The following is an 11,580-nucleotide window of genomic DNA, read 5'->3' on the forward strand; positions in this document are numbered from 1 at the left end:
GACCACATGACGATCACTGCAAGCCACCGGAGCCCCAATCGGGCGCTGACCCGGCGCCAGCTGCTGTCGCGCGCCAGCGCGGCGGGGGCGTCCTTTGTCGTGGGCGCGGGCTTTGTCGCCGCGCCCGACGCGACTTGGGCCGCCGAAACGGCCAGCCTCGACGCCCGCGTGTTTGCCACGCTGGTGCAGATGGCGCGGGACATCTATCCGCACGACCGCATCCCCGACGAGAATTACGTGATCGCGGTGAAGGGTTATGACAACCCCGAGGCCGCCGAGAGCATCACTGCCGGCATCGCCGCGCTGGATGCTGCGGCGCAGGGCCGGGGCTTTGCCAGCTATCTCGACACCGGCTGGGAGCGCGACCGCGTCGACATTCTGCGTGGCATGGAGCAGAGCGCCTTCTTTCAGCAGATCCGCGGCGGGTTGGTCACCGGGCTCTACAACCAAAAAGCCGTCTGGCCGATCTTTGGCTACGAGGGCGAGAGCTATTCGCAGGGCGGGTACATCAACCGCGGCTTCGATGACATCGCGTGGCTCTGAGGGGAGGATCGAGACATGGCTGCACCTTTCGACATGAATGACGACAGCGTCGTCGTGATCATCGGCACCGGCGCTGGCGGCGGTGTGCTGGCGAACGAACTTGCGCAGAAAGGCGTGAGCGTCGTGGCGCTGGAAGCGGGCGGGCGCTACCTGCCCGAGGACTACATCAACGACGAATGGGAGAGCTTCGGCCAGCTGGCCTGGACCGATGCGCGCTCGACCAGCGGCGACTGGCGGGTGGCGAAGGATTTCTCGGGCCTGCCGGCGTGGATCGTGAAAGCGGTCGGCGGCACCTCGATCCACTGGGCGGGCGCGTCGCTGCGGTTTCAAGAGCATGAGTGGAAGGCCAAGACGACCTATGGCGATGTGCAGGGCGCGAACCTGCTCGACTGGCCGATCGACGCCGCCGAAATGGCGCCGTGGTACGCCAAGGCCGAGGACAAGCTCGGCGTCACCCGCACCGGCGATCGTGCGGGGCTGCCCGGCAACAACAACTACAAGGTCTTTGAGGCCGGGGCCAAGGCTCTGGGCTATGAGGAGGTGCACACCGGGCGCATGGCGATCAACTCGGCCGACTACGACGACCGCATGGCCTGCCAGCAGACCGGCTTTTGCTTTCAAGGCTGCAAGTGGGGGGCCAAATGGTCGGCTGCCTATACCAACATTCCGCGCGGCGAGGCGACCGGCAACCTTGAGGTGCGCGAGCATGCCCATGTGGCGCGTATCCTGCATGACGACGGCGGCAAGGCCACCGGTGTGGAGTACTATGACAAGGACGGCACTCTGCAGATGCAGAAGGCGCGGATCGTCTGCGTGGCGGGCAACTCCTTCGAAAGCCCGCGGCTGCTGCTCAACTCCGCCTCGTCGATGTTCCCCGACGGGCTGGGCAACAGCTCGGGGCAGGTGGGGCGCAACTACATGCGGCACACCACCGGCTCGGTCTATGCGATCTTCGACAAGCCGGTGCGCATGTGGCGCGGCACCACCATGGCCGGGATTGTGCAGGACGAGGCGAAACACGACCCGTCGCGCGGCTTTGTCGGTGGCTACGAGATGGAGACACTGGCTCTGGGTCTGCCGTTCATGGCGGCCTTCCTCGACCCCGGGGCGTGGGGGCGGGAGTTCACCACGGCGCTGGATAGCTACGAAAACATGGCCGGGCTGTGGATCGTCGGCGAGGACATGCCGCAGGAAACCAACCGGGTGACGCTGAACCATGACCTGAAGGACCAGTTCGGCCTGCCGGTGGCCAATGTGAATTTCAGCGATCACCCCAACGACATCGCCATGCGCAGCCACGCCTACGGGCGGGCCAAGGCGATCTATGAGGCGGTGGGCGCGACCCGTACGCTGCCGACGCCGCCCTATCCGTCAACCCACAACCTCGGCACCAACCGCATGTCGGAAAACCCGCGCGACGGTGTGGTCAACAAGCACGGGCAGAGCCACGACGTACCGAACCTCTTCATCTCGGACGGCTCGCAGTTCACCACAGGCGCGGCGGAGAACCCGACGCTGACCATCGTGGCGCTGGCGATCCGGCAGGCGGACCACATCGCGCGGGAGATGTCGTCGCAGAATATCTGAGGTTTTCTCGGACTGCGTTCTGGGGGCGCCGCGCTGTGCGGCACCCCCTTTCTTGGTGAGACGGATGGGGGCGCTGCCCCCGTCCGCCTGCGGCGGTCTCCCCCGGGATATTTTAGTCTAGACGAAGGCCGGCGCCCGGGCTCTGGCGGGTCAGCCGAAGGGGTCGGGGGCGATGTTGCCGCCGCAGAGAAGCACCGCCACGCGCTCGCCCGGCTCGGGTCGATAGGCGCCGGAGCGCAGCGCCGCGAGGGCGGTGGCGCCGGCCGGCTCGACCAGCAGGCGGTGGCTTTGCCACAGGGCGCGTTGCGCTTCGGTGATCGCGTCATCGGTGACGGTCAGGCTGCGGGCGAGGTGCTGTTGCGCCAGCCCGAGGCAAATGCCGCCGATGCGGCGCGCGCCGAGCGCATTGGCTGCCACGCCCGATGGCGCGACGTCGACCGCGGTGCCGGCGTCGAGCGCCGCGGCGAGCGTCGGGGCGTTTTCCGGCTCGACCGCGACGATGCGGCGGGCGCCCTGCAGCCATGCCAGCGCGCCGGCGATCAGCCCGCCGCCACCGACGGCGATCAGCACGGTATCGGCATCCAGCCCCTGCTGCTCCCATTCGCGCATCATCGTGCCCTGTCCGGCGACGGTTGCGGGCGCATCATAGGCGTGGATCTGCATCGCGCCGGTCTCTGCCTCATAGGCGCGGGCGGCGTCCAGCGCGTTGGCGTATTCGCCCGGCACCACCGTCAGGGCCGTGCCGGTGCGTTCGATGAGCGCGATCTTGGCGGGGCCTGCGATCTCGGGGACGAAGATCTGCGCGGGATGTCCCAGCGTGGTGGCCGCATAGGCCACGGCGGCGCCGTGGTTGCCGCCCGAGGCGGCCACGACACCGGCGGCGGGCACCTCATCCGAGAGCAGCGTGTTGAAGGCGCCGCGCGCCTTGAAACTGCCGGTGTGCTGCATGTGTTCGAGCTTCAACTCGAGCGGCTGGTCCCAGAGCACGGCGGTTTGCATCAGCGGTGTGCGCTGGACATGCGCAGCGATGCGGCCCCCGGCGCTGGCGATCTCGGCTTTCCAGTCCATTCTCAAATCCCTTGCTGCCCTTGCCGTCGGGCACGCTATATTCGGAGTCTGAGCAGAACAAGGACGGCTGACAATGAACGACGAACGCCATTCCATCTTTCGCGATGCGGGCCACGACCGGAAGACCGCCGAGGCCATTCCGGACACGCCGCAGACCCGCGCCCCGTCCTATCGCCTCGCCTTCGCCGACGAGGCCTTTCTGTGCCGCGAAGAGTTGCGTCCGGTGCGGCTGCAGCTGGAACTTCTCAAACCGCAGCTGGAACTGGACGAGCGCCAGATCGACAGCACCGTCGTGCTGTTCGGCGGCGCGCGCATCCCGGCGCCGGCTGACAAGGACAAGGCCCGGACCAAAACGCTGGCGGACCTGTCGCGCTTTTATGAGGAGGCGCGGCTTTTCGCGCAGGCGATGACGCGCAAATCCGTTGCCACCGGCAACCGTGAGTTCGTGGTCACCACCGGCGGCGGCCCCGGCGTGATGGAGGCCGGCAACCGCGGCGCCGAAGAAGCAGGCGGGGTGTCGATCGGGCTCAATATCGTGCTGCCGCACGAGCAGGCGCCGAATGAGTTCGTGACGCCCAACCTGTGCTTCAACTTCCACTATTTCGCGATCCGCAAGATGCACTTCCTGATGCGAGCGCGGGCGATCTGCGTCTTTCCGGGCGGGTTCGGCACGCTCGACGAGATGTTCGAGACGCTGACGCTGATCCAGACCGGGCGCATGGAACGGGTCCCGATCCTGCTGTTCGGCCGGTCCTTCTGGGATGGGATCATCAATTGGGAGGCGCTGAAGGAGGCCGGGACGATCAGCCCCGAGGACCTCGATCTCTTCCGCTTTGTGGAGACCGCAGAGGAAGCGGCGCATCTGATCGAGGAATGGGATCCCGCGCCGCCGCGCGAGGATATTCCGGGCCGCTGATTGCGCGCTGGCCCACAGGGGTAAAAGGGCAAGAGGGGCAGCCGGTCAGGCTGCCCCTCTTCGCATGTGCGCTGGCTCCTTAGGCGCTTGCTGCGCGTCAGATCAGAGCGATTGTGCCTCGTCGGATTTCACCGGCTGCTTCTCGCCGCGCTCCACCCAGCGGGCGATGATGTCGCGGGCGAGGCCCTCGTCGCGGTCGCCGATGGCTTGGCGCAGGTCCTTCATCGCCGTCGCCACCTCGAATTCCGACAGGTAGCTTTCCTGCGCGCGCAGGATCTTCTGGTGCGGTGTGGTCAGCATGTCGGTGGAGATCAGCAGCTCTTCGTGGAGCTTCTCGCCCTTGCGCAGCCCGGTGACCTCGATCTCGATGTCGCCGTCGGGATTGGTATCGTCTTTCACCGAATAACCGGCGCCCTCGATCATTTGCCGCGCTAGCTTGTGGATCGGCACCGGCTTGCCCATGTCGAGCACGAAGACATCGCCCCCGCGCGAGAAGGACCCGGCAAGCAGAACGAGACGGGCGGCCTCGGAGATGGTCATGAAGTAGCGGGTGACCCGGCGGTCGGTCAGTGTGACGGGGCCGCCGCGGGCGATCTGTTCTTCGAAGAGCGGAATGACCGAGCCAGAGGAGCCCAGCACGTTGCCGAAGCGGACCATGGAAAACCGGGTTTCGCTGGAGCGCGTGGCGAGGTCCTGCACGATCAGTTCGGCGAGGCGCTTGGAGGCGCCCATGACGTTGGTCGGGCGGACCGCCTTGTCGGAGGAGACGAGAATGAACCGTTCGACGCCGGCGTCGCGCGCGGCCTCGGCGACGATCTTGGTGCCGAGGACGTTATTGCGCATGCCCGCGATGACATTGCTTTCGACCAGCGGCAGGTGCTTGTAGGCGGCGGCGTGCAGCACCACGTCGATGCGGTAGTCGCGCAGCACCTCGGCGAGCAGCGTATCGTCCATCACCGAGCCGAGCACCGGGGTAATGCTGAGGCCCTCGGACAATGCCCGCAGTTCCTTGTCGATGTTGTAGAGCGCCAGTTCTGAATGATCGAGGGCGACAATACACTCGGGCTTGCAGCCGAGCAGCTGGCGGCAAAGTTCGGAGCCGATCGAGCCGCCGGCGCCGGTGATCAGGATGCGACGGCCAGAGTAGGCGTGGCTGACGCCGGGCAATTCGCTTTCGAGCCGGCCGCGGCCAAGCAGATCGTCCAGCGACACCGGAGAGACGCGCTTGCGCAGTTCGCCTTCCCCGACCAGTTCGGCGAAGGAGGGCAACGCGTGGACCTCGCAGCCAATGGCGCGCAGGCGGTGGGCGATGCGGGCCAATTCTGGCTGCCGGATCGAGGGCATGGCCAGGACCACCCGGTCGATCACCTTGGTTTCGATCAGGTGCTTGATGGAGGAGGAGGCATGCACGCGCAGCCCCGAGACCACCAGCGATTGCAGCGTGGGGTTGTCGTCGACGAAGCACACCGGTTCGATCGCGTCGTCGTGGCGCAACGCGGCGACCAGCTGCTGTCCGGTTTGGCCCGCGCCGTAGATCAGCACGCGCATACGGCGGTTGCTGCGGCGGTAGAGGGCGATTGTCAGATGGCGCAGCACGATCCGCCACGTGGCGCTGAGCACCATCAGCAGCAGAACGAGGTTGAGGTAGACCGCGGGCGAGATCGGCGTGCCGATCAGCGCGTCGATGACCAGTGCCGCAACGCCGGTGAGCAAAGAGAAATACGCGGTGCGGGTGATGCCGCGCGTCTCGAAGGCATTGAGTTTGATCCGCGGCAATTGCAGCCGCCAAGAGATCACGCCCCCGGCCAGCATCATCAGCACCAACAGCGGCAGAAGTTGCGCGGTGTCCGGCAGATCGGACCGCACGGTGGCGTTCAGCAGGAGCGCCGAGACCATCGCGATGCCGACCATCAGCACATCGAGCGCAAGGAAGATCATCTGCTTCTGCGCGCGGCTCATATCAATGAGCGTCTTGTACAGCCGGGCCCGGGATCTGCGAATACGCAGCCTAGAGATCAAACCGGCGATTCCTGAGGGGCGTCCCGAAATCTTCTGCCTCTTTTCCGCTCGCCGCATGGCTGGTTCTGCCCAAATGGTCTTCAAATACGTTTATGTTCTACTCACTTGCCTAAACATTGGACAAGCACGCACGCGAGAATGCTCTGCTGAAGAGCGGATTTCCCCGGCGAATACCTGCCCAATGCCACGAAATGCATCATGCGGGAAGGGAAACCCTTCGAATTCATTACATTCCGGTGGAACGAGGGCGAATGCGTGGTTTTTTCGCAGCGCATCGGGCATTCGACGCCGGTTTTGCTGGAAAACAGGCCTTCCGCATATAGATGGCATGCGGTAAGACGCGCGCCAGCTTGCAGCGCGGGATCCGCCCGTGCGCAGCAACTCAGGAAGGAGAGCCAGAACCATGGGCTACAAGGTCGTTGTTGCCGGTGCCACGGGGAACGTGGGCCGCGAAATGCTGAACATCCTTGCCGAGCGCGAGTTCCCGGTCGACGAGATCGCCGTCCTCGCGTCGAGAAGGTCCCTCGGAACCGAGGTGAGCTTCGGCGACAAGACACTCAAGACCCAGGACCTCGCCACGTTCGACTTCACCGGCTGGGACATGGCGCTCTTTGCCATCGGCTCCGACGCAACGAAGGAATACGCCCCGAAGGCCGCGGCCGCGGGCTGCGTGGTGATCGACAACAGCTCGCTTTACCGCTACGACCCCGACGTGCCGCTCGTCGTTCCCGAAGTGAACGCCGACGCCGTGCACGGCTATTCCAAGAAGAACATCATCGCCAACCCGAACTGCTCGACCGCGCAGATGGTCGTGGCGCTTAAGCCGCTGCACGACCGCGCCAAGATCAAGCGCGTCGTCGTGTCGACCTACCAGTCGGTTTCTGGTTCGGGCAAGGAAGGCATGGATGAGCTGTGGGAGCAGACCAAGTCGGTCTACAACCCGGTCTCGGAAGTTCCGCCGAAGAAGTATCCCAAGCAGATCGCCTTCAACGTCATTCCGCACATCGATGTCTTCATGGAAGATGGCTCGACCAAGGAAGAGTGGAAGATGGTCGTCGAGACCAAGAAGATCGTGGACCCGTCGATCAAGCTGACCGCGACCTGCGTGCGCGTGCCGGTGTTCGTCGGCCACGCCGAGGCGATCAACATCGAGTTCGAGGATTTCCTCGACGAGGACGAAGCGCGCGACATCCTGCGCGAAGCACCCGGCATCATGGTTGTCGATAAGCGCGAAGACGGCGGGTACACCACGCCGGTGGAGTGCGTTGGCGATTTCGCCACTTTCATCAGCCGCATCCGTCAGGACCCGACCATCGAGAACGGTCTGAACCTGTGGTGCGTTTCGGACAACCTGCGCAAGGGCGCGGCTCTCAATGCCGTGCAGATTGCAGAGGTGCTGGGGCAGAAGGTGCTTCAGAAGGGCTGATCTCCGGATCAATTTCTTAACGATTTGTTAAACCCGCCCCGGCCTGGGGCGGGTTTTTTCTATGTTTTTTAGAGTTTTGTCAGAAATTCGGATCGCACCCCATCCTTTGGGATAGGTGCGCCTCGCCCACTGGGAACGGCACCTATTCCGCCGTCAGGATGGGCGGAAAACTCGCGGGTTGGTAGAAAAGAAACATCAGCAGCGACGGGCATCCGCCGCACCCGCCAGAAGGCGCAACCCAAACCAAGGAGTGCCGAAATGACCATTGATCTCGCAGATATCGCCCGGGGCCGCCGCATCGTTGCCGTTGCCGCCCGCGACTTGTCTCTGCTGAGCCGGCGGGACCGCCCGATGCCCAAGCTGATGACGCGGCTGCTGAACAGCTTCCGCCTGCCCTCTTGAGAGGTGCTTGCCCAGGAATTCGTCACCAGTACCGCCTTGGCGATCCCTGATCGCGCGTAACAAAGGCCATTTATCCCCCGGGGGCGGGGAGTTGCGAGCCCCCATGACCCTCGTGTCGCGTTGAGTTTCGCTGGCGGTGTTGTTTTGAGTGCCGGCAATGGCGCGGGGGTCTCCGGTGAGGACCGGATATGTGTGGTGCCAGTAGAAAGAGCGGGGCGTGCGGTCGGTGATCGCGCGCCCCGCTGGTTGTTTGGTGGTGCGGACCATGATCCCGGCGGTTGATATTTGTGTCAAATGTCCGGAATTCGTGACCTGCCAGACGATAGAATGCCCGCCTCAAGGCAAGGATTTCATGCTATTATAGGAGTCTTTTCAGTATCGACGAGATTTGAACAATGGATAGTCATGATCGCACCGGAGCCTTTTCCGGATCATTTCTCGATGCCAGCTTGCCAAATTCATCCGGCATGACGCCCTCGGACGCACAGGCGGATGCCTTCAGTGGCGAACGGGATCTTCCCAATGAACCAGATTGCGAGACCGCCGCGCTGTTGCGCATGGTGGTTCTGCCGCAGATAGAGGCCGCCTCGAGTTGGGCTGACCTTGTTCTGAGGCTGCGCAGCAAAGGATTCGGGCTTGGCTTCCGGGCTGGCCGGATGATCCTCAGCCGGCTCGACAGCGGCGCGGAGCTTTGCACGGGCCGCAGCCTGGGGGCGCCATTGCGCGCCGTGGCCTTGCGGCTCGGTCGCCCGGCGCTGCGGCTCAGCCGCGATGGGCAGAGCGCGCAGCTGCACGGGTAGGGTCGTTCAGGTCGCTCAGACCTGAACGTAGCCGCTGGCCTTGGGATCGTAGCATTCGATCGAGCCGCTGCCGATGTCGTGCCAGAGGCCATGGATCGACAGGTCTTGGGCCTCAACGGCCTGACGTACGAAGGGGAATGTCATCAGGTTCTCGAGCGAGACGAGCACCGATTCCTTTTCCAGCGCGCGCGCCATGTTCTCGGGCTTGCGCTTCAGCACGCGGTCGTAGCCGGGGCGGAGGATGTCCATCCAGCGGCCGACGAAGCTCGATTTTTCCTCGAGCTGCGGGGCCTTGCCGGAGCACATGTCGAGGCAACCCTGCACGCCGCCGCAGCTGGAGTGGCCCATCACGATAACATGCGCGACCTTAAGTGCGGTGACCGCGTATTCGATCGCTGCCGAGGTGCCGTGCTGCTGGCCGTCGGGCTGGTAGGGCGGCACGAGGTTGGCGATGTTGCGGTGAATGAAGAACTCACCGGTGTCGGCGCCGAAGATCGAGGTGACATGCACACGGCTGTCACAGCAGGAGATCACCATGGCGCGAGGGTGCTGCCCCTCGGAGGCAAGGCGGCGGTACCAGGCGGAATTCTCAGCGTAGCTGGTCGCCTTCCAGCCTTGGAATCTCTGGACCAGGTAGGCGGGTAGCGGTTTGGCGTTGTGCATCTCGATCCTCCAAGCAACTTGAAGCCTTCGCTCGAATACGCGGGATTATCGCGGAATTCGAGAGAAGAAACACCACGGTCTAACCTTTTGAGAACTCGGGTCAGCTAGAGATGGGGCGCCGTGGGGGCGTGGAGAAGAGGATGAGGCGTTGAAAGAGGCGGTGAAACAGGTCGCTGTGCTTGCGCCCAGCGAAAAGGCCGGGCTCGATCCCGAACGTCTCGAGGCGCTCTTCGTGCGCCTCGGACCGCAGGAGGCGGAAAACGCATTGTGCCGCGCGATGGAGGAACTGGCCTATAGGCTGGGGCATCTCGATCGCCTGCACCGAGAGGGGCGCTGGACCGAGATGCGCAGCCAGACCTGCGAACTGGGCGAGATCGCGCGCTTCGTCGGGATGCAGGCCACGGCGCGTATTTCGCGCGATGTGGTGCACTGTCTCGACGACGGCGACCGGGTGGCCCTATCCGCAACGCTGGCACGGCTGGGCCGTATGGGAGAGCGGTCTCTCTACGCGATCTGGGACATGGAAGATCAGTCGATCTGAGCCGTCATCGAACGGCCCGACCATCCCCTTTGGGGGTATCTTGGCGACAGCACCACAGCGCTGGCAGCGCGGCAACGCCTTGCGCGCGGTGATCCGGGCGTACAACTGGGGCGGCCGAACACAGCGTGCCCGCATCCCTCCGCTCTTCACGGCTCCGCTGGCCCCCTTGCGGGCACCGCTGGCTCGGATAGGCTCTGGCCAAACCGACCAAGAGGCTCCCCATGACCCTGACTTTCGCTTCCGCCGATGCCGATGCGCTGCCGCTCCACGTCTTAGAAGCCGAGGCGCTCGCTGGCTGGCTCGAGACGCAGCCCGAGGCGGTGCGCACTTGGGTCGCTGCCAGCGGATTCGCCGGCGAGATCGGCAACGCGGTGATGATTCCCGGCGAGGGTGGCACGCCCGCGGCAGCGCTTATCGGCTACGGCTCGGCGGCGCGTCGGCGCCGCAGCCGCTTTGCCCTTGCCGCTGGCATCGGGCGGCTGGCCCGCGGCACCTATCGCATTGCCTCGGGTCTGCCCGCAGAGGCGGCAGAAGAAGAGGCGCTTGGCTGGCTGCTGTCCGGCTACCGGTTCACCCGTTACGCTGGTGAGGCGCCCGAAATGCCTGCGCTCGTCGCGCCCGAGGGGGTGGATGCGGCCAAGGTCGAAGTGCTCGCCGCCTCCGAGGCGTTGACCCGTGATCTGATCAACACGCCCGCATCCGACATGGGCCCCGAGGAACTCGAAGCCGCCGCGCGCACCCTCGCGGGCGACTTCGGGGCCGCGATCGAGGTGACCACCGGCGAGGCGCTGCTGGAACAGAACTTCCCGATGATCCACGCCGTGGGCCGTGCCAGCCCGCGCGCTCCGCGACTGATCGACATGCGCTGGGGCAGCGAGGGGCCACGGCTTACGTTGGTCGGCAAGGGCGTGTGTTTTGACACTGGCGGGCTCAACCTCAAGCCGGGTAGCTCCATGGGGTTGATGAAAAAGGACATGGGCGGTGCGGCCAACGTGCTGGGTCTGGCGCGGATGATCATGGCGCTGGGTGTGAAGGTGCAGCTCCGGGTGCTGGTCCCGGCGGTGGAAAACTCGGTCAGCGGCAATGCCTTCCGCCCGCAGGACATCCTCACCTCGCGCAAGGGGCTGACGGTAGAGATCAACAACACCGACGCCGAGGGGCGGCTGGTGCTGGCCGATGCGCTGGCGCTGGCGGATGAGGAAGAGCCCGACTTCATCCTGTCGATGGCCACGCTCACCGGCGCGGCGCGGGTTGCAGTGGGGCCCGATCTTGCGCCGTTCTATACCGACGACGAAGGCTTCGCCGGCGCGCTCTCCGCCGCCAGCGGCCCGGCGGCGGACCCGGTTTGGCGCCTGCCGTTCTGGGAGCCCTATGAAGAGAAGATCGAGCCCGGCATCGCCGATCTCGACAACGCGCCAGCGGGCGGCATGGCCGGATCGATCACCGCCGCCCTGTTCTTGCGCCGCTTCGTGACCGAGACCCCTTACGCCCATTTCGACATCTACGGCTGGAACCCGGCCCCGGCGGCCGCCCGACCCAAAGGCGGGGCGCTGCAGGGGCCGCGGGCGATCCTCGCGGCGCTGCCGCAGGTGCTGAACCTGTGATGGATGGTGCC

Annotated in this window: 11 protein-coding genes; 8 read left to right on the forward strand and 3 right to left on the reverse strand. The window is 65.2% G+C overall.

Going from position 1 to position 11,580, the window contains the following annotated elements; all coding sequences use genetic code 11:
* Positions 1 to 6 precede the first annotated feature (6 nt).
* Positions 7 to 543, forward strand: a complete 537-nt coding sequence (locus ACXAJT_RS15885; RefSeq protein WP_475236786.1) for a Twin-arginine translocation pathway signal — start codon at positions 7 to 9, stop codon at positions 541 to 543.
* A 15-nt stretch (positions 544 to 558) separates the two neighbouring features.
* Positions 559 to 2,130 carry a GMC family oxidoreductase gene (locus ACXAJT_RS15890; RefSeq protein ID WP_475236788.1) on the forward strand — a complete coding sequence of 524 codons (1,572 nt, stop codon included), beginning with the start codon at positions 559 to 561 and terminating at the stop codon, positions 2,128 to 2,130.
* A 150-nt stretch (positions 2,131 to 2,280) separates the two neighbouring features.
* Here the strand turns inward: ACXAJT_RS15890 and ACXAJT_RS15895 are convergent, their stop codons facing one another.
* Positions 2,281 to 3,198, reverse strand: a complete 918-nt coding sequence (locus tag ACXAJT_RS15895) for a threonine/serine dehydratase (protein ID WP_475236790.1) — start codon at positions 3,196 to 3,198, stop codon at positions 2,281 to 2,283.
* Between the two features lie 73 nt (positions 3,199 to 3,271).
* Between ACXAJT_RS15895 and ACXAJT_RS15900 the strand changes: the two genes are divergently transcribed.
* Positions 3,272 to 4,114, forward strand: coding sequence for an LOG family protein (locus ACXAJT_RS15900; RefSeq protein ID WP_475236792.1), 843 nt, complete (start codon positions 3,272 to 3,274; stop codon positions 4,112 to 4,114).
* Positions 4,115 to 4,216: 102 nt separating this feature from the next.
* Here ACXAJT_RS15900 and ACXAJT_RS15905 read toward each other — a convergent pair whose 3' ends face one another.
* Positions 4,217 to 6,073 carry a polysaccharide biosynthesis protein gene (locus ACXAJT_RS15905; RefSeq protein WP_475236794.1) on the reverse strand — a complete coding sequence of 619 codons (1,857 nt, stop codon included), beginning with the start codon at positions 6,071 to 6,073 and terminating at the stop codon, positions 4,217 to 4,219.
* A gap of 463 nt (positions 6,074 to 6,536) precedes the next feature.
* Here ACXAJT_RS15905 and ACXAJT_RS15910 point away from each other — a divergent pair, with 463 nt between their 5' ends.
* The 3 genes from ACXAJT_RS15910 to ACXAJT_RS15920 all read left to right on the forward strand — a co-directional run bounded on the left by ACXAJT_RS15910 (position 6,537) and on the right by ACXAJT_RS15920 (position 8,761).
* Complete coding sequence (locus ACXAJT_RS15910; RefSeq protein WP_475236796.1) at positions 6,537 to 7,559, forward strand: aspartate-semialdehyde dehydrogenase; 1,023 nt, start codon at positions 6,537 to 6,539, stop codon at positions 7,557 to 7,559.
* Positions 7,560 to 7,817: 258 nt separating this feature from the next.
* Complete coding sequence (locus ACXAJT_RS15915; protein WP_475236799.1) at positions 7,818 to 7,961, forward strand: hypothetical protein; 144 nt, start codon at positions 7,818 to 7,820, stop codon at positions 7,959 to 7,961.
* A gap of 395 nt (positions 7,962 to 8,356) precedes the next feature.
* Positions 8,357 to 8,761 (forward strand): hypothetical protein, encoded by a 405-nt coding sequence (locus tag ACXAJT_RS15920; RefSeq protein WP_475236801.1) that lies wholly within the window; start codon positions 8,357 to 8,359, stop codon positions 8,759 to 8,761.
* A 15-nt stretch (positions 8,762 to 8,776) separates the two neighbouring features.
* Here the strand turns inward: ACXAJT_RS15920 and ACXAJT_RS15925 are convergent, their stop codons facing one another.
* The gene (locus ACXAJT_RS15925) at positions 8,777 to 9,424 is read right to left on the reverse strand and encodes a carbonic anhydrase (RefSeq protein WP_475236803.1); all 648 of its coding nucleotides are present in this window, start codon (positions 9,422 to 9,424) and stop codon (positions 8,777 to 8,779) included.
* Positions 9,425 to 9,584: 160 nt separating this feature from the next.
* Here ACXAJT_RS15925 and ACXAJT_RS15930 point away from each other — a divergent pair, with 160 nt between their 5' ends.
* Together ACXAJT_RS15930 and ACXAJT_RS15935 are read left to right on the forward strand one after the other, a co-directional pair.
* On the forward strand, positions 9,585 to 9,965 hold the full coding sequence (locus tag ACXAJT_RS15930; RefSeq protein ID WP_475236806.1) for a hypothetical protein: 381 nt from the start codon (positions 9,585 to 9,587) through the stop codon (positions 9,963 to 9,965).
* Between the two features lie 221 nt (positions 9,966 to 10,186).
* Entirely contained in the window at positions 10,187 to 11,569 is a 1,383-nt protein-coding gene (locus ACXAJT_RS15935; protein ID WP_475236808.1) for a leucyl aminopeptidase family protein, read from the forward strand.
* The last annotated feature ends 11 nt before the right edge of the window (positions 11,570 to 11,580 follow it).

The organism is Salipiger sp. ABF4_146 (assembly GCF_056161345.1).

Bases quoted from the DNA above. Each gene is read 5' to 3' on its own strand.
- ACXAJT_RS15885 (WP_475236786.1), top strand. From the start codon at position 7: ATGACGATCACTGCAAGCCACCGGAGCCCCAATCGGGCGCTGACCCGG.
- ACXAJT_RS15890 (WP_475236788.1), top strand. From the start codon at position 559: ATGGCTGCACCTTTCGACATGAATGACGACAGCGTCGTCGTGATCATC.
- ACXAJT_RS15895 (WP_475236790.1), bottom strand. From the start codon at position 3,198: ATGGACTGGAAAGCCGAGATCGCCAGCGCCGGGGGCCGCATCGCTGCG.
- ACXAJT_RS15900 (WP_475236792.1), top strand. From the start codon at position 3,272: ATGAACGACGAACGCCATTCCATCTTTCGCGATGCGGGCCACGACCGG.
- ACXAJT_RS15905 (WP_475236794.1), bottom strand. From the start codon at position 6,073: ATGAGCCGCGCGCAGAAGCAGATGATCTTCCTTGCGCTCGATGTGCTG.
- ACXAJT_RS15910 (WP_475236796.1), top strand. From the start codon at position 6,537: ATGGGCTACAAGGTCGTTGTTGCCGGTGCCACGGGGAACGTGGGCCGC.
- ACXAJT_RS15915 (WP_475236799.1), top strand. From the start codon at position 7,818: ATGACCATTGATCTCGCAGATATCGCCCGGGGCCGCCGCATCGTTGCC.
- ACXAJT_RS15920 (WP_475236801.1), top strand. From the start codon at position 8,357: ATGGATAGTCATGATCGCACCGGAGCCTTTTCCGGATCATTTCTCGAT.
- ACXAJT_RS15925 (WP_475236803.1), bottom strand. From the start codon at position 9,424: ATGCACAACGCCAAACCGCTACCCGCCTACCTGGTCCAGAGATTCCAA.
- ACXAJT_RS15935 (WP_475236808.1), top strand. From the start codon at position 10,187: ATGACCCTGACTTTCGCTTCCGCCGATGCCGATGCGCTGCCGCTCCAC.